Origin of the sequence: Pseudoalteromonas sp. UBA2102 (assembly GCF_002331165.1) — a bacterium.
GTDB lineage: Bacteria > Pseudomonadota > Gammaproteobacteria > Enterobacterales > Alteromonadaceae > Pseudoalteromonas > Pseudoalteromonas atlantica.
Genome location: NZ_DCYU01000141.1, coordinates 4,135 through 21,171, shown reverse-complemented (window position 1 = coordinate 21,171; position 17,037 = coordinate 4,135). Strand labels below are relative to the sequence as shown.

Annotated in this window: 12 protein-coding genes; 4 read left to right on the top strand and 8 right to left on the bottom strand. The window is 40.8% G+C overall.

What is annotated here, in order from left to right; genetic code table 11:
- Nucleotides 1-143: 143 nt before the first annotated feature.
- From fre to B2R65_RS18095, 3 genes are all read right to left on the bottom strand, one after another.
- Nucleotides 144-857 carry an NAD(P)H-flavin reductase gene (gene fre, locus B2R65_RS18105; protein ID WP_273607460.1) on the bottom strand — a complete coding sequence of 238 codons (714 nt, stop codon included), beginning with the start codon at nt 855-857 and terminating at the stop codon, nt 144-146.
- Between the two features lie 103 nt (nt 858-960).
- A complete protein-coding gene (ubiD, locus tag B2R65_RS18100) occupies nt 961-2,427 on the bottom strand; it encodes a 4-hydroxy-3-polyprenylbenzoate decarboxylase (RefSeq protein ID WP_286744992.1) in 1,467 nt (488 codons plus the stop codon).
- Nucleotides 2,428-2,563: 136 nt separating this feature from the next.
- Nucleotides 2,564-2,857: an MliC family protein gene (locus tag B2R65_RS18095; protein ID WP_024032060.1), complete on the bottom strand. Its 294-nt coding sequence runs from the start codon at nt 2,855-2,857 to the stop codon at nt 2,564-2,566.
- A 133-nt stretch (nt 2,858-2,990) separates the two neighbouring features.
- On the opposite strand from B2R65_RS18095, the gene B2R65_RS18090 reads away from it, so the two are divergent.
- Nucleotides 2,991-3,902, top strand: coding sequence for a DUF808 domain-containing protein (locus B2R65_RS18090; protein ID WP_273604174.1), 912 nt, complete (start codon nt 2,991-2,993; stop codon nt 3,900-3,902).
- Between the two features lie 115 nt (nt 3,903-4,017).
- Nucleotides 4,018-5,976 carry a S9 family peptidase gene (locus B2R65_RS18085; protein WP_286744987.1) on the top strand — a complete coding sequence of 653 codons (1,959 nt, stop codon included), beginning with the start codon at nt 4,018-4,020 and terminating at the stop codon, nt 5,974-5,976.
- Nucleotides 5,977-6,025: 49 nt separating this feature from the next.
- On the opposite strand, the gene B2R65_RS18080 is transcribed toward B2R65_RS18085, so the two are convergent.
- The 3 genes from B2R65_RS18080 to B2R65_RS18070 all read right to left on the bottom strand — a co-directional run bounded on the left by B2R65_RS18080 (nt 6,026) and on the right by B2R65_RS18070 (nt 10,691).
- Nucleotides 6,026-6,967 carry a tetratricopeptide repeat protein gene (locus B2R65_RS18080; RefSeq protein WP_273587989.1) on the bottom strand — a complete coding sequence of 314 codons (942 nt, stop codon included), beginning with the start codon at nt 6,965-6,967 and terminating at the stop codon, nt 6,026-6,028.
- 93 nt (nt 6,968-7,060) lie between these two features.
- A complete protein-coding gene (locus tag B2R65_RS18075) occupies nt 7,061-8,461 on the bottom strand; it encodes a M20/M25/M40 family metallo-hydrolase (protein ID WP_286744982.1) in 1,401 nt (466 codons plus the stop codon).
- Nucleotides 8,462-8,612: 151 nt separating this feature from the next.
- Complete coding sequence (locus B2R65_RS18070; protein WP_054983728.1) at nt 8,613-10,691, bottom strand: TonB-dependent siderophore receptor; 2,079 nt, start codon at nt 10,689-10,691, stop codon at nt 8,613-8,615.
- Nucleotides 10,692-10,897: 206 nt separating this feature from the next.
- On the opposite strand from B2R65_RS18070, the gene dbpA reads away from it, so the two are divergent.
- Nucleotides 10,898-12,286 carry an ATP-dependent RNA helicase DbpA gene (gene dbpA, locus B2R65_RS18065; protein WP_055019977.1) on the top strand — a complete coding sequence of 463 codons (1,389 nt, stop codon included), beginning with the start codon at nt 10,898-10,900 and terminating at the stop codon, nt 12,284-12,286.
- Here dbpA and B2R65_RS18060 read toward each other — a convergent pair whose 3' ends face one another.
- A complete protein-coding gene (locus B2R65_RS18060; RefSeq protein ID WP_273589732.1) occupies nt 12,287-12,850 on the bottom strand; it encodes a DNA-J related domain-containing protein in 564 nt (187 codons plus the stop codon).
- A 75-nt stretch (nt 12,851-12,925) separates the two neighbouring features.
- On the opposite strand from B2R65_RS18060, the gene B2R65_RS18055 reads away from it, so the two are divergent.
- Nucleotides 12,926-15,739 carry a tetratricopeptide repeat-containing hybrid sensor histidine kinase/response regulator gene (locus tag B2R65_RS18055; RefSeq protein ID WP_273587995.1) on the top strand — a complete coding sequence of 938 codons (2,814 nt, stop codon included), beginning with the start codon at nt 12,926-12,928 and terminating at the stop codon, nt 15,737-15,739.
- Nucleotides 15,740-15,960: 221 nt separating this feature from the next.
- On the opposite strand, the gene rho is transcribed toward B2R65_RS18055, so the two are convergent.
- The coding region (rho, locus tag B2R65_RS18050) for a transcription termination factor Rho (RefSeq protein ID WP_286744975.1) at nt 15,961-17,037 on the bottom strand (1,077 nt) is incomplete at its 5' end.

Sequence of the window (17,037 nt, the reverse complement as noted above, 5' to 3'; positions counted from 1 at the left end):
GTTCTATACAAAGTATGGTTTATAGATAGGAATTTAGGAAATTGTTTATACTGATTAAAGTAATAGGTTATACCAATTAATAGCTTAAATTTGATAGAAATAACAAAGGCGCCATGGGGCGCCTTTGTATTATAAATAAAAATTTATTTTATAAACGCGAATGCATCGGCGTACATGTTTTCGCGAACAGCGCCGTGAGCAATAAAGTCATCCCGGACAATGCCAATCATGTCAAAGCGACCAGCCATATAAATGTCGTAAGGTTCTAACGACACAATATCTTGCATGACTGCTTTGTGTACAAACCCGGTGTGGCCTTGCCAATTAGCAGATGGGTTTTCTACAACAGGAATAAATTCAAAGTGCTCGTTACTCTCTGCCCATGCTTGCATTTCGCTGTGAGCATACAATGCAGACTCTTCTTTAACACCCCAGTAAAATAATACCGGGCGGTCGCAGTTAATTTCAGCTAAGTGATCAGCCATTGATTTTGCATAAGAAAAACCAGTGCCGCCAGCCAATAAAATAATAGGGCGCTCGCATTGAAGGCGTAGTTGCGATACACCAAGGCCGGCTTCTATATCTACCGGTGTATTATTTTGATGCGCATTACGCAAATGCTCAAGCGATTGCATTGCGTATGAATCGGCTTTAGATGCGCCAATATGAAGCTCTATTTCATCACATTGCGATGGACGACTTGCAATCGAAAATGCGCGCTTGTCTTTTTCGCCAAGTACAAGTTGCATGTATTGGCCAGCTTCAAACGTAACAGGTTGTTGAGGCTTTAAAATTACTTTATGAACAAATTCTGTAAGTGGGCTGATGGCAACAACTTCAGCTTTTAATGTTTGCATTTTTTACCTTTTAGCAGCGTTTACGCAGATATGCAGTTAAGTGGAGCAATATTAACATATCTGCGGGGTTATTTTATAGCCTGTTTATATTCACTAAGCGTGCTTAAAGTATATCGAGGCTTTGCCAAATTTCGTCAACACGATCTTTTGTCGCTTTATCCATGACAATTGGCTCGCCCCATTCGCGGTCGGTTTCACCTGGCCACTTATTTGTTGCATCCATGCCCATTTTTGAGCCAAGCCCAGATACCGGCGATGCAAAATCGAGGTAATCTATTGGCGTGTTTTCAATTAATGTGGTGTCGCGCGCAGGGTCCATACGGGTAGTGATGGCCCAAATAACATCGTTCCAGTCACGGGCATTTACATCATCATCGCAAACAATAACAAACTTAGTGTACATAAACTGACGTAAAAACGACCATACGCCCATCATGACGCGCTTAGCATGGCCTGGGTATTGTTTTTTCATGGTTACCACGGCCATACGGTAAGAGCAGCCTTCGGGTGGCAAATAAAAGTCGACGATTTCTGGAAATTGCTTTTGCAATATAGGCACAAACACTTCGTTTAATGCCACACCTAAAATAGCTGGCTCATCAGGTGGACGGCCGGTAAATGTACTGTGGTAAATTGGGTTTTTACGGTGTGTTAAATGGGTCACTGTCATCACAGGAAAGTCATCAACTTCATTGTAATAACCAGTGTGATCGCCATATGGCCCCTCGGGAGCCATTTCGCCAGGCATAATGTAGCCTTCAAGTACTATTTCGGCACTGGCAGGGACCTGTAAGTCATTTGAAATTGACTTAACCACTTCTGTTTTACTACCACGCAGTAACCCAGCAAAGGCATATTCGCTTAACGTGTCTGGCACAGGTGTCACCGCACCTAAAATAGTGGCAGGATCAGCCCCTAATGCAACCGAAACCGGGTAAGGCTCGCCAGGGTTTTCTTTACACCATTCTTGAAAATCGAGTGCGCCACCGCGATGCGATAACCAACGCATAATTATTTTATTTTTACCTAATAGCTGCTGGCGGTAAATACCCAAATTTTGGCGCTTTTTATAAGGCCCTTTGGTAACGGTTAAACCCCAAGTAATAAGGGGAGCGGCATCTCCAGGCCAACAATGCTGTATTGGTAACTTAGTTAAATCTACCTCGTCACCTTCTAGAACAACTTGTTGGCACGGTGCTTTTTTAACTTCTTTAGCCGGCATATTGAGTACTTGTTTAAATACCGGAATTTGCCCTAGTGCTTCTTTAATCCCTTTTGGTGGCTCGGGCTCTTTTAAAAAAGCGAGTAGCGTGCCAACTTCACGCAGCTCGCTTACATCTTCTTGGCCCATGCCCATAGCAACGCGTTTAGGTGTACCAAATAAGTTTGCAAGCACAGGCATACTGTGACCTTTTGGGTTTTCGAACAATAATGCGGGGCCTTTAGCACGTAATGTACGGTCGGCTATTTCGGTCATTTCAAGATACGGGTCGATTTCTTGAGTAATTCGTTTAAGTTCGCCTTTTTTTTCAAGCAAATCGATAAAATCACGTAAATCTTTATATTTCATGGTAGGCCGCTACTAAGCAAAAAGTGAAAGTATTATACCCAACTAAACAACAAATGCATGTGCAGTTGTTTAGCGTAAAAACAGGCTATTTATTACGATGAGAAAAAAGAAAAAGTTTAAATCGCGAACGACAAAATTATAAGGCGTCGGCTTGTTGAAGTTGGCAATGGTATTTATTACCTGAAACAATCAGCATGGCTTCATCGGCTTTAGACCAAAATAGCACTCGCTCATTAATATACTTTACCCCTGATGCGCTCGGCTCTTTATTAAGCGTATATGTTTGCTCATTTAAAGTAAGTGTTGCCCCCGCTCCTTGGTGGGCTAATTCTACTACGCGCTCGTTGCATAAGTAGTGGGTACTTTTAGACTCATTACTACAGGCTGATAAAACCAGCATGCTTGTAAAAATAACCACCAATGCTTTCATTAATATCCCCTAAGTAAGTTTGCCATTGATAAAAATCAGTGCGTTTAATCAGCATAACAAAGCAAAATTAACCGTTGGTGAAAATTACGGATTACGCTATGTTGATAGCATTATTTTTTAGCTAGGAAGCAACATGGCAGGCATTAACCTTTTAACATTACTTGATGATATAACCACCTTACTTGATGACATTGCCACAATGAGTAAAGTCGCCACTAAAAAAACAGCCGGTGTACTTGGTGACGACTTAGCACTTAATGCTCAGCAAGTTACAGGGGTTACAGCCGACCGCGAATTACCTGTAGTTTGGGCTGTGGCAAAGGGCTCATTTTTAAATAAAGCCATTTTGGTGCCTGGTGCATTGCTCATAAGTGTATGGCTGCCTTGGTTAATAACCCCGCTGCTAATAATCGGTGGCTTATTTTTATGTTTTGAAGGCGCTGAGAAAGTATTTACTCGGTTTTTACCTCACCCCGAAAAAGAGGCTGATGAGTCGCAACAATTAGACCCAGCTGAGTATGAAAAGCAAAAAGTAAAAGGAGCCATACGCACCGACTTTATTCTCTCTGCCGAAATTATAGTGATCACCTTAGGAACGGTTGCAGGTGCCACACTTGTAAATCAGGCGCTTGTATTATGTGTTATAGCCGTATTAATGACCATAGGTGTATACGGCCTTGTAGCCGGTATTGTAAAGCTTGATGACGCGGGGTTGTACTTGCTTAATCAATCAAAGGTGTCGGCTAATAAATTTAAAGAGATGCTTGGTAAGGGGTTATTAGCTGCAGCACCAAGGCTTATGCAATTTTTAGCCTTTGCCGGCACGGTGGCCATGTTTTTAGTCGGTGGCGGCATTTTATCCCACGGTATTGAGCTACTACATCATTGGCAATTAGAAGTAATAGCCATAGGCAAGTCGTTATTAAATGGCACCGGCGAAACATTAGCCCCCCTTATATTTGACGGATTACTAGGAGTAGTAGCAGGGCTATGCATTGTTATTCTGCATTTAGTTTGGAGTAAGCTTACTAACCCTAAGCATTAGATTTATAACCCTATTAATTTACGCCTGTTTACATAAAGGGAAGAAGTATGGTGTATATTTTTGTTAAAAGTATGTAACATAAAAGCTCAATCAAAAATAAATAAAAGGAACTTTAATGAATAAGTTTTTGGCTTGTCTGTCTTTATTGCTGGCTAGTATTTTTAGCTCTCATACTACAGCAAGTAACGACTTGGTACCGATAGAAAGCTTTAGTAAAGATATAGAGTTTGCAGGTGTGAAAATTTCACCTGATGGAAAATACTTAGCTGTAATAACTCGCCCTGAAGGAAAAAATGTATTAATGGTGCTAAGCACTGATACATTTAAAGTAAGTCATGCAATTAGGTTTCCTAATGATGCCCAGGTTGGTAATTATTATTGGGTTAACAATGAAAGAATTGTACTGGCTAAAGAGTACATTAAAGGCTGGAAAGATCATCCCGAATTTCATGGTGAGCTTTTTGGTGTAAATGCTGATGGTAGCCAAGGCAAATACCTAGTGGGTTACCAAGGTGAAATGCAAACAGGAACCCGTATAAAAAAAGCGACACCCATACTAGGTACTTCTTATGTACTAGACCCGCTTATTCATGATAGGCGTAAAATGCTGATCCTGACCTACCCATGGAGCGCTTCAAATGAGCCGCATACAATAGTTTATGAAGTTGATATTTACAGTGGAAAGCGAAAAAGAGTCGCTCGCTCACCATCAAGAATGGCAGGCTTTTTAACAGATCATGATGGTAATGTGCGTGTTGCTGTTTCAAACGATGATTACATTAACCAAAAAATTTATACCCGTGAGAAGTCAGGTAGTGAATGGCAACAGCTTGATTTAGGAGAGTTAAAATACACTGATATTAGCCTCCATGCGTTTGATAGTACGGGGGCTTCTGTTTATGTTACAGCGTCAGAAAATGGCGAAGCAAAGGGGCTTTATAAACTAAATTTAGAGAGCAAAAAGTTTGAGCTTTTACATAAAGAACCACAGGTCTCTCCAAAAAAAGTGTGGGTAGATGAAGTTTCTAAAGAATTATTCGCAATTGAAAATGAGCTTGGCTATCCTGCCTATTCCTTTATAAATAATTCACATAAAAGTGAGCGCTTAAAGGCATTAATACAATCGCTTCAAGGGCAGCAAGTTCAGCTTGTTAGTAGTACTAAAGATGGTGAGAAGAGTATTATCTTTGCGTCAAGCGATACTAATCCTGGCAGTTACTACTTGTTCGATGCCAAAAAGAATAGCTTACGCTTTTTGTTTGCGACTAAAAGCTGGATCAAGCCAAGTGAAATGGCTATAACCAAACCTGTAAATTATAAAGCGCGAGATGGCTTAACAATATACGGATATTTAACCATCCCTAATAATACTGATGAGAAAAACTTACCTTTAGTTGTTATGCCTCACGGTGGGCCTCATGGACCGAGAGATTGGTGGGGCTATGAGAGCGAAGCTCAGCTATTAGCCAGTAGAGGCATTGCAGTACTCAAAGTTAACTTTAGAGGTTCTGGTGGCTTTGGCCGCAACTTTGAACATGCCGGACATAAAAAATGGGGTGCTGAAATACAATACGACATTATTGACGGTGTAAAATACTTAATAGAGCAAGGCACTGTAAATGAAGATAATATTTGTATAATGGGCGCAAGTTTTGGTGGCTATTCGGCACTACAAAGTGCAATTTTAGAACCTGATATGTTTCAGTGTGCTATTGGTGTCGTTGGGGTGTACGATTTACCGCTAATGTTTGAAGAAGGCGATATCTCTGAACGTGACAGTGGACAGCGCTATCTTAAAAGCGCGCTTGGTACTGATGAGGCACTGTTAAAGCGTTTTTCACCTAGCTACAACATAGACAAGCTTAAAGCGCCAGTTTTAATTGTACATGGTGGGCAGGATGAAAGAGCACCAATTGAGCAAGCTGAGTCTTTAGTTGCAGCGCTAAAAAAAGAAAACCATCCTTACATATACGAGTTACTTGAAGATGAAGGGCATGGCTTTTATAAAGCAGAGCACAGAACGCGCTACTACAAGCAGGTACTTAACTTTTTAGATGAGCATATGACTTTCTAATTATAAGTATGAACGAAGATTGAAAATGGCCAGTTAAACTGGCCATTTTTTATTTGCAGTTTGCTTTATCGCACATTTCCTCTAATTCTATTTTAGCTTTGCTATTACCTTGCGCTATTGCCTGCTCATACCAATGTTTTGCTGTTTGTACATTTTGAGTCACGCCTTGTCCATCTCGGTACATTTGCGCAAGATTGAGCTGCCCCCATTGCGAGCCGGCATTTGCGGCTAGAGTAAAACTCTCAAGCGCATCGCTATACTGTTCGTTTTTAAAATACGTAATGCCCTGTTGGTTATTTTTGTCGAGCTTTAAGCCTTTATATAGCGGTTTTGGTTTTGGCGGAAACATTACAAAACCACCATATAAACTGTTTGCTGAGGGGCGCAGTACATCGTAAATCACCCCGTCGCTGTAAAGTCTTTTTACTTCGCTACGAGGCAAAGTAATTTTGTCATCTGAGAAGTAACCTCTTTGTACTAATAAGCTGGTACGCATTGCAGTAGTAATGCCTTTGTTGCGCTTATAGCTGTAGTTACTTACTTGAAACGTAATAAACTGCTCGTCAAAACTTAAAACTTGCGCAACTTTTAAGTTGGTGAGTGTCCATGGCTCATGAGTAAATTTATCAGCGTGTACTAAATACGTATCGTAGGCTTTAGGGTTAGTTAAGTAGCTTTGCTTTTGCGCTTGCGCTGCAGCGTGTTGTTGGTAAAAAAATAGCCCCACCCATAACGCTAAAAATACCCCTATAAAGTATTTAGGTAGAGTGAAAATTTCAAACATCGGTAACTGCTTTAACTTTACAGGCGCATTATGGCCGCATTGATAGCATTCGTATTTATAGTTTAGTGCTAAAGGTAGAACCGGAATAACCGTAAAGCGTAAAAAACGACTTTGGTTTATTAGATGATAGGCGCGGCTATGGCAGTTAGGGCAGCACTGTGTTTGTGCAAAATGAGGAAACGACTGACTCGTATTGAAAAGCAACATGCCCGCACACTCCTTGTTTTATTTAATTTATATAAAGGTAAAACAAGGAGTGCGTTTATCAAAGCGACAAACTGTAAGTAAGTATGTCAGTTATTAGTTAGCCTGCGCTTTCGGTTGAATTGTTGTTTTGGCATCTGCTGCCATTAACGCAAATACAGCATAGGCAGCGGTATTTTGGCGCAGTTTAGCAGGCGTTACTTTATCGAGAGTGTCATCAGCTGTGTGATGGTAATCAAAGTAATCAGTGCCATCTTGGGCCAACTCAAATATAGGTGCCGACACCGCTTTTTTAAATGGGATTAAATCCGGCCCGCCGTTAGCCTGGTTTTTACCAATGTACTCAATGTTTAACGCAGCCAGCTCTTTTGCTATGGCACGCACTACTGGCAGAGAAGCCGCATTAACATTTGACTCAAAACCATATACTACATCGGCGCCAAAGTCCGACTCAGCAGCTGCAACTATATTGTGTAAGTCACTTTTGTGTTGTGCAAAGTAAGCTTTTGCACCCCAAAGTCCAAGCTCTTCTGCTGCAAACAGTACAACACGAATACTGCGCTTAGGGCGTTTAACATCGCTAATGTGTTTAGCCGCAGCCATTGTTAGCGCAACACCTGCACCATCATCTAATGCGCCAGTGCCTAAATCCCACGAGTCTAGGTGGCCGCCAATTAACACATATTGTTCTGGGTTTTCGGTGCCATTAAATTGGCCTATAACGTTATAGCTTGTGCCTTCTCCTAGGCTTTGTGTTTGTACATTTATATTAACCGTTACCTTTTTGTTTAAGGCCACTAAGCGCGCTATTTGATCCGCATCCGGGTTGGCAATAGTTACGTTAGGTATTTTTTTAACCCCTTCTTTATAGTAACTACCACCAGTGTGAGCAAAGCGATGGTGAGCTGTGCTCACTGAGCGCATCATGTAAGCAACCGCGCCTTTTTTTGCAGCTTCAATTGCGCCTGTGGCACGTGCTTTTACTGCGGGGCCGTATCCGTTGCCGTCTATGTCGCGGTTCATGCGGTAATTAATATAGGCAATTTTACCTTCTAAGCTATTTGCTGGTGCTGCAATTAGCTCATCCAATGTTTCAAACAACACAACCGGTGCACTAATGCCATCATCAGGTGTGCTTACACTGTTACCCAGCGCAGTTAAATGCAGAGGTTGCTCACTTGGGGTGAGTATTTTTCCGCTTTCGCTATAACGGCGCCATTTTGGAAATGTTGCTTCTTCAAGCCATACTTTATCAAAACCAAGTTCGTTAAATTTTGCTTTAGCCCATGCTACTGCTTTTTTATCGTTTTCAGTGCCGGGTAAGCGAGGGCCAACTTCTGTTGTGAGTGACTCGAGTAGCTCGTAGCTTAAATGGCTTTTAAGTGCAGCAGTGCGCACCTCATCAACCTGTTGTAATTGCGTTGTGGTGAATTCTGCATTGTTTGCGCTAACGCTGAGGCTGCTAGTCATTAGTAGCGCTGTAATAATTTTTTTCATATAGAGTAAGCCTTTTTATAATTAAGTGTATTAGAGCACTTTTTAAAGGCTTTAAAAAATAGATGAGATGAATGCAGTGGTGTTTTTAATAGGCAGTAAAAAGCCCGCACAATTATTATTGTGCGGGCTTTATAAGTATAAGTTTTATAACTTAAAAGCTAAATTGAGCTGCTAGGCGTACATTGGTGCCTTCGCCAATAGTTACATTACCATTACCGCCGCCACCTAAGTAATCAGTATCAAATAGATTTTCAACGTTAAGGCGAAGATTTATATCGGTGTTACTCATGTTAAACTTATAAGTTGCACCAACATCTATACGTGTATAGGCATCTTTGGTAATAGAATTATCGCTATCTGCAAAGCGTTCACCTTCATAAAAAGCACCGGCATTAAACGCAATGGTGTCGTTTAACTCATAGCGTGTCCAAAGTGATGCAGACCATTTAGGGGCATCGGTAGGTCGTTTACCTTGTAGATTTTCGTTCGCTCTTTCATAGTTAGCATCTAAATACATTGCAGATGCCATAACAAATAAACGGTCAGTTGCTGCACCTTGTGCTGCCATTTCAAAACCTTTATGACGCTGTTCACCAACTTGGTTTGTTTCAGTGGTAATTGAGCCGATAGGTGTTTCAAGTTGTTCTGTAACTAAGGTTCCATTTTTACTTATATCGAAAATAGCACCGCTAAGCATTAAACGCTCATCAAATAGCTGCCATTTAATACCAAGCTCTCTTTGTTCAGAGGTGACAGCATCTATTTTCATACCAAAGTTGATATCTTCTTCGTTAGTAATGGTTTCGTTTTGTGGCTCAAAACCTTCTGTATAACTGGCATAAATAGTTGCAGATGCATTCGGGTGATAAAGTACGCCGAATTTAGGCAAAAACGACTCGTTATTTTGTCCTTCACGTGTTTGCTTATCAAAGCGACCGCCAACAGACACTTGCCATTGTGGTGAAAAAGTAATTAAATCTTGGGCGTATACACCGTAGTAGTCATATTCAGTTTCGCTTTTAGTGAGATCAGTTTTATAGCTGACATCTGGGCGGGCAGGTTCATTTTGGCCTGCTGTAAAACTAAATGAATCAGCAGATGTGCGTAGTTGACCATAATAGTAGTCAAGCGAGTTCGCACCGATTAGAAATTGGTGTTGTATGCCAGCCGTTTCAAATTCACCAATAAAATCAATAAATGCAGTGGTGAATTGCCAATCATCAAAACGATCGTATGGGTTCGAAGTGTATGTATTCGTTTGTGAGATGTAAGAATTTCGACTAGGAGATGACTCAAAACGCTGGCGCTCAAATGTTTGCTCGTTGTAACCAAGCTTAACTTGCCAGTGATCGTTTAAGTACACTTCAAAATCTACGCCTAAGTTTTCTACCGTTATGTCGGTAAATGCCCAAGACATATCGCGAATGGTTTTGTCATCGCCAATCACATTAGCGTTGTCATCTATCCATGCACCTGTATCAAGGCCTGCTTCATCGTCTGTGCGGTCGTAATGCACGCGTACTAATGCGTTATCGCTTAAATCGTAATCAACAATTACAGCGCCTAAAAAGCGGTCGCGTTCACGGTTTTCGCCGTTTTGGTATTCGCGCCAGTAATCAACATCTTGTTTTACTAAAATACCGCGTGCACGTAAATCTTCAGCGTCGGTAAGTGCACCAGCCGCGTCTAGCATGAAGCGGGTAGAGCCATGTTGGTCTACATCTGCACTGGCGTTAAATAATGTGGTTGCTGTAGGCTTTTTTGTCACCATGTTTATCAAGCCACCTGGACCTGATTGTCCGTATAAAATACTTGATGGGCCTTTAATAACTTCTACTTGTTGTAGAATTTCAATCGGTTGCTGGTAGTGAGACCAATGTTGGTGCCCATCACGTAAGTAGCCTGTTGAAGAGCTAAGCTCAAAGCCACGTAAGTTAAATACTTCACGGTTACGTTGTTGAGAGCCGGCAGTTAAACTTGCATCGTTAGTAAGCACTTCGCCAAGAGTGGTTGCTAATTGCTCGCTAATTATTGTATCGCTAATAACAGTGACTGATTGCGCTGTTTCTAACAATGACGCTGATGTTCTCATTGCTCCGTTGGCGTTGTCGACTTTGTAGTCGTTGAAATAGCTGCCTTTAACTTCAATTCGCTCTAGGTCAGTAGGGGCGGCAAAGGCGCTTGTGCTAATGGCACCAACAAGTGCTACGTACAGTGAGTTTAGTTTCATCAATTACATCCAGTGTTAGGGTGTTAAAATTTTTGGAGATCTTAATGAAAACTAGTATCATTTGCAACTTTTTTATTAACAAGGATTAACGCATCGTAAAATAATGGTCATCGGGTATTAATGGTTGCCTTATCTGAATTCTGCTATTATACAGCTCATATTTTGGGGCTAAGCCCTGTGTTGTTTTTATTATTTTGGAATTAATTGTGACTTCTACTGCATTTTCATCTTTGGCTTTACCTGCTGGTTTAGTTGATAATTTATCAACACTTGGCTACTCGCAAATGACGCCTGTACAAGCGCAAAGCTTACCGCCAGTTTTGGCAGGTAAAGATATAATTGCGCAAGCAAAAACCGGTTCAGGTAAAACAGCTGCTTTTAGTTTAGGTGTGTTAGCTAAATTAAATGTAAAACGTTTTCGTATTCAATCGCTTGTACTTTGTCCAACGCGCGAACTGGCCGAGCAAGTGGCGGTAGAAATGCGCAAACTTGCCCGCGGTATTCACAATATTAAAATTTTAACCTTGTGTGGCGGGGTTTCTATTGGCCCACAAATAGGCTCGCTTGAGCATGGCGCGCACATTATTGTGGGTACTCCTGGGCGAGTGGACGATCATATTCGTAAAGGCACACTACGTTTAGACGATGTTGAAACGCTGGTACTTGATGAGGCAGATCAAATGCTCGATATGGGTTTTCAAGATACCCTTGATGCCATTATTGAGCGCATACCGCAAAATCGTCAAACGTTGTTATTTAGTGCAACCTTTCCGCGTGCAATTGAAGCTATTGCAAAGCGCGTATTAAAAAATCCAGAGATGATAAAAGTAGAAGAAGAGCAAGAAAAAAGCACAATAAAGCAATACTTTTACAAAATGGATAACAACAAACAGCGTTACTCAACGCTTAAATTATTACTGCTTAAATTTACACCACAAAGCTGTGTTGTTTTTTGTAATACCAAGGTAGAAACACAACAAGTTTGTGATGATTTAGCAAGTGAAGGCTTTAGCGCAGTGGCGTTGCACGGTGATTTAGAGCAGCGTGATCGCGAGCGTACGTTAATTCATTTTGCTAATAAGAGCGCCTCAATATTAGTTGCTACCGATGTTGCCGCGCGTGGCTTAGATATTGACGACATGGATATGGTAATAAATTACCACTTAGCACACGACCCACAAACCCATGTACACCGTGTAGGGCGCACAGGCCGAGCGGGTAAAAAAGGCATTGCATGCTCTATTTACGGTGAGGCTGAGCAGTTTAAAGTGGCGCAAATAGGCGACCATTACGAACGAGACTTTTTGCCAGAGCCAATGCCTGCTTTTAGTTTATTAGAAAAGCCGCCTTACAAGCCTGAAATGGTTACCCTAATGATCGACTCGGGCAAAAAGCAAAAAGTGCGCGCTGGTGATATTTTAGGTGCACTTACTGGCAAAGATGGTGTTGCAGGACGCCAAGTAGGTAAAATAAATGTACTCGATAACGTTGCCTTTGTAGCCGTTGAGCGCAATGCATCAAAACCTGCGCTACGTAAATTAACCGAGGGCAATATTAAAGGACGTAAAATTCGTGCCCGTCGCCTTACCCGTTAATTACCTGTTTTGAGCAGCTAGCTTTAGCTGCTCATACTCGGCTCTTATTTGTCTAAATTTACATGCACTCCCAGTTTGCTTATCGGGATGATGTTTTAATGCCAATTGCCGCCAGCGCTTTTGTAGCATAGCCAGGCTAAAGTTTGGCGGTAGTTGCCAAGCCTTAAGTAATGGCTCAATTTGCCCAACTGGTTGCTTTATTAGTGGGTTAAATTGCTGCCAAAAACTATCTAATAATGCCTCTATGTCTTTGGCACTGGTGTCGTAGTTTTCCCAGTTTAAATAGTAACCTTTTAAATGGGATTGTGTTGCTACATTGCTACTTGGCTCTGTAAGTTCAATATGTAATGACGATATAATTAAGTGCTTGGGTAATAGCTGTGTTTGCAGCTCAAATAAAGCATTCATAATTAAAAAATTCTTTTTAAATAAATTTTGCTCAGGGTTTGCATCTAAAGGTGGTAACACCCCTTGTTGAGCGAGCGTTGCAGCTAAGGTATGAACTTTCCAAACACGCTGAGTTAAAAGTAGCTCAAAAATCTCATCAATCAGGGGGTTAAGCATTGTTTGCACTCGTTTTGTTGTGTATCTTCAATAAAGATTACACTGACTAAAGCTAAAGTTTGAAGGAATAATATTATGCAAGGCAAATTGAAGTGCCTTTTATTTGTTTTATGTTGTGTGTTCATACTGCCAAGCTTTGCTCAAAATAGTGTATCTTTATTTGATGAATTTAAAAAAGAGCAGCAGTGGGACGTAAAACTCACGCTCGGTAATGCACTGCTTGAAGCAAAAAATATTACAGAATCCCAAAAGGTCAGTGTGTATTCTGAACTTGCCGATTTAGCCTTCTCCTCAGATGATTTTGAAAATGCCCTGCTGTATTTTAAAAAATTAGAACAGCACACTTCCTTAAACTACCTACCAGATATGCACTTTAGAGCCATTAAAATGCAAGGCGTTGTGTTTTATTTTCAGGGATATTTTCAGCAAGCTATTGTTGAATATAGCCGCGCCATGGTGATTGTTGAAAAAAACAATAAGCAAGTAGAGCTTGCAAACCTGCTAAGTAATATTGGTTTAGCGTACTTTGAAATGAATAATATGGAGCTAACGCTCGAATATTATTTAAAAGCAAAAGAGATTTATGAGAAAAAGGGCAGTGCTCAAGACCAAGCTGATATTTTGCTAAATATCGCAGGGGTGTACATAAGGTTATCGCGTTACGAAAGCGCCATTTTATTTTATAAAGAAGTACTTAAAGTTTATCAAAAATTAGCTGATACCAGCGGCATAGCGCAAGTTAACAATAATTTAGGGGTTGCTTACTACGAAAGTTCGCAATTTGATTTAGCGCTGCATTATTACCAAATGGCACTGCGCTATTATATTTCTACCAATGATTATAATAAGTTATCTACCCAATATACTAATTTAGCAAACATCAATTTAATTCTTAATAACGTGGATGTTGCCTACGAGCAAGCTAAATTGGGGGTGCAAAATGCCCTTAAAATTGCCAATCACAGTTTAGAGCTTAACGCCTTACATGCACTGGCTAAAATACAATTTGTGAGAGGCGAGCTTGCTGATTCGCAAAAAAGCTTAGATAAAGCAACCGATTTGGCCACACAATATAATAGTGTGCGTATAAAGCGCGATGCTTTTGGTACACGCTCGCTCCTAGAGGCAAGCAAAGGCAACTACGCTGAGGCATTAACTCTGCACGAAAAGTTTGTAGCAGAGCAGCGCGGTATAAATAGCGAAACAATTACCAGCGCCTTAGCTGTATTACAAAATCAATTTAAAGCTACTCAGTTAAATCAAGAAATTCAAAAGCTGAAGCAAGAACGAAAAGTACAAAAGTTAAAAATGAGCCAACGTTCGCAGCTTACGGTTTTTATTTTTGTTTTATTATTTTTAGTAATTGTAACGGGCACCGCGCTTTATCGTCGGGGCGCCGAAAAGCGTGCTAAGCAGTTATTAAAAGAACAAGTCGCGCAGCGTACAGCAGAGCTACAAGCTATTGCCCAAGAGCTACGAGAAGCAAATGATGTTAAAAGCCAGTTTTTGGCAAATATTAGCCATGAAATTAGAACCCCGCTCACCGCTATTTTAGGCCAAACAGATGATTTAATTAATGGTTTGTACGAGCCTGAAAACCTACAAGACGAATTAAAAATAATTCAACGACATAGCGATCACTTAAAAAGTTTAATTAATGACGTACTTGATTTAAGTAAAATAGAAGCAAACAGATTAGAGCTTAATATTTCGTGCTTTGACATAGTGCAGCTAGTTAGCGATGTGCATGCCATGTTTATTACGCAGGCTAAGGCGAAGCATTTACAAATTCGTTTTGATAACCATGTAGGCAATGCGTTTTATACCAAGCTTGATTTAATGCGGGTGAAGCAAATACTCATTAATTTATGTGCTAATGCTGTTAAGTTTACTCAGGCGGGGCAGGTTGTTGTGTCTTTAAACAAAACCGAGCAAGGGCTTGTTTTTATAGTTAAAGACACCGGTATTGGCATGAATTCATCACAGCTAAAACAAATATTTGAATGCTTTAGCCAAGCCGATAACAGTATTAGCCGCCGCTTTGGTGGCACCGGATTAGGGCTTAGTTTGTCTCAACAGCTAGCCTCTATGATGGGCGGCTATATTAGCGTACAAAGTGAGTTTAAGCGCGGAAGTCAGTTTTCGCTGTTTTTACCCTGTGTAGAGGTCGAAAAAGAGCTAGATGAGTACGAACATGTAAGCGCCGCTGAACAGGTTAAGCAGTTAACCGGGCGCGTAGTACTGGCTGAGGATCATCCCGACAATCGCAGACTCATAAGTCGTTATTTACGTTCTATGGGGCTTGAAGTTATTGCGGTAGAAAATGGCGAGCAAGCGGTTGAGAAGTGCCTACAAATATACCCAGACCTCGTGCTGCTTGATATACAAATGCCTATTATGGACGGGCGCGCTGCGTTTTCGTTGTTGCAACAGTGCGGCTTTCAAGCGCCTATTTTTGCTTTAACGGCCAATGCAATGAGCCATGAAGTTGATGATTATCTTGCCCTAGGGTTTACAGGGTATTTAGGTAAGCCATTAGATAAAAACGCGTTTTATAACACCCTTTCCCAGCATTTAGGTGAAGCAAAACAAGAGGCAGCCTATACAGCTAAGATAGACATGAGCGACTTAGTAACAAGTTTTAAGCAAAGCTTCACGTTTGAAAGCGAAACCATAAGTCAGCACCATAATAGTAATGACCTAGAGGCACTACAAAAAGACAGCCATCGTATTTTAGGTGCTGCGCAAATGTTTGCGTTAGACGATATTGCCAAAGCCGCTAAAAATCTCGATATGGCTTTACTCAATAAACAAAGCCAAAGTAAAGAACACATTCAAAAGCTTGTAGATGAATTACAGCGTGTACTTAAAAAATATAACGAGAGTTAATGATACCAATCGTGTTAGGTTATTAGGCATTTATAGCGACAGATAAATAAAGTGGTAATAAGGCATGAATTTTGACACGTAGTTGCTCTACATAATAAATTTATAACGCCATTAACGCTTTATTTAGTATGCTAGAAAGGCTAAATATCTAAGCCGATTGGTATTTCGTTTAAACATAAAAAAAGCGCCCTAGGCGCTTTTTTTATGTAACGAAAACGCGCTTATTGGCGTTTCATCGAATCGAAGAATTCATCGTTCGTTTTGCTCATAGAAAGCTTATCAATTAAGAATTCCATTGCATCAATCTCTGACATTTCATGAACAATCTTACGTAAAATCCACAGCTTTTGTAGCTCATCTGGCTTAGTAAGTAGTTCTTCACGACGCGTACCAGAGCGGTTAAAGTCGATGGCAGGGAATACACGCTTTTCAGCAATCTTACGATTTAAGTGTAGTTCCATGTTACCGGTACCTTTAAACTCTTCGTAGATAACTTCATCCATTTTAGAGCCAGTGTCGATAAGAGCTGTAGCTATAATCGTTAAGCTACCGCCTTCTTCAACATTACGTGCAGCACCAAAGAAGCGCTTAGGCTTGTGCAGTGCGTTAGCATCAACACCACCGGTAAGTACTTTACCTGATGAAGGAATAACGGTGTTGTAAGCACGCGCTAAACGGGTGATTGAATCAAGCAAGATAACCACATCTTTTTTGTGCTCAACTAAACGTTTTGCTTTTTCAATAACCATTTCTGCAACTTGTACGTGGCGAGAAGCTGGCTCATCAAACGTTGATGCAATAACTTCACCTTTAACGAGGCGTTGCATCTCGGTTACTTCCTCCGGACGCTCATCAATAAGTAAAACCATTAATGTAACATCTGGGTGATTGTGAGTAATTGATTGTGCAATGTTTTGCAGTAGCATTGTTTTACCCGCTTTAGGCGGTGCTACTAACAAACCACGTTGCCCACGGCCAATTGGAGATGCTAAATCAAGTACACGAGCGGTAATGTCTTCTTTACTGCCGTTACCGCGTTCCATACGAAAACGTTCGTTTGCATGTAGTGGGGTAAGGTTTTCAAAAAGAATTTTAGTGCGAGAGTTTTCAGGTTTATCGAAGTTAACTTCATTTACTTTTAATAAAGCAAAGTAGCGTTCGCCATCTTTAGGTGGACGAATAAGCCCTGAAATAGAATCGCCAGTACGCATGCTGAAACGGCGAATTTGGCTTGGAGATACATAAATATCATCTGGGCCAGCTAAGTAAGATGCTTCTGATGATCTTAAAAAACCAAA

What these genes read in the sequence shown, in the direction of transcription:
- fre (WP_273607460.1), bottom strand. Translation starts at nt 857, where the DNA reads ATGCAAACATTAAAAGCTGAAGTTGTTGCCATCAGCCCACTTACAGAA.
- ubiD (WP_286744992.1), bottom strand. Translation starts at nt 2,427, where the DNA reads ATGAAATATAAAGATTTACGTGATTTTATCGATTTGCTTGAAAAAAAA.
- B2R65_RS18095 (WP_024032060.1), bottom strand. Translation starts at nt 2,857, where the DNA reads ATGAAAGCATTGGTGGTTATTTTTACAAGCATGCTGGTTTTATCAGCC.
- B2R65_RS18090 (WP_273604174.1), top strand. Translation starts at nt 2,991, where the DNA reads ATGGCAGGCATTAACCTTTTAACATTACTTGATGATATAACCACCTTA.
- B2R65_RS18085 (WP_286744987.1), top strand. Translation starts at nt 4,018, where the DNA reads ATGAATAAGTTTTTGGCTTGTCTGTCTTTATTGCTGGCTAGTATTTTT.
- B2R65_RS18080 (WP_273587989.1), bottom strand. Translation starts at nt 6,967, where the DNA reads ATGTTGCTTTTCAATACGAGTCAGTCGTTTCCTCATTTTGCACAAACA.
- B2R65_RS18075 (WP_286744982.1), bottom strand. Translation starts at nt 8,461, where the DNA reads ATGAAAAAAATTATTACAGCGCTACTAATGACTAGCAGCCTCAGCGTT.
- B2R65_RS18070 (WP_054983728.1), bottom strand. Translation starts at nt 10,691, where the DNA reads ATGAAACTAAACTCACTGTACGTAGCACTTGTTGGTGCCATTAGCACA.
- B2R65_RS18060 (WP_273589732.1), bottom strand. Translation starts at nt 12,850, where the DNA reads ATGCTTAACCCCCTGATTGATGAGATTTTTGAGCTACTTTTAACTCAG.
- B2R65_RS18055 (WP_273587995.1), top strand. Translation starts at nt 12,926, where the DNA reads ATGCAAGGCAAATTGAAGTGCCTTTTATTTGTTTTATGTTGTGTGTTC.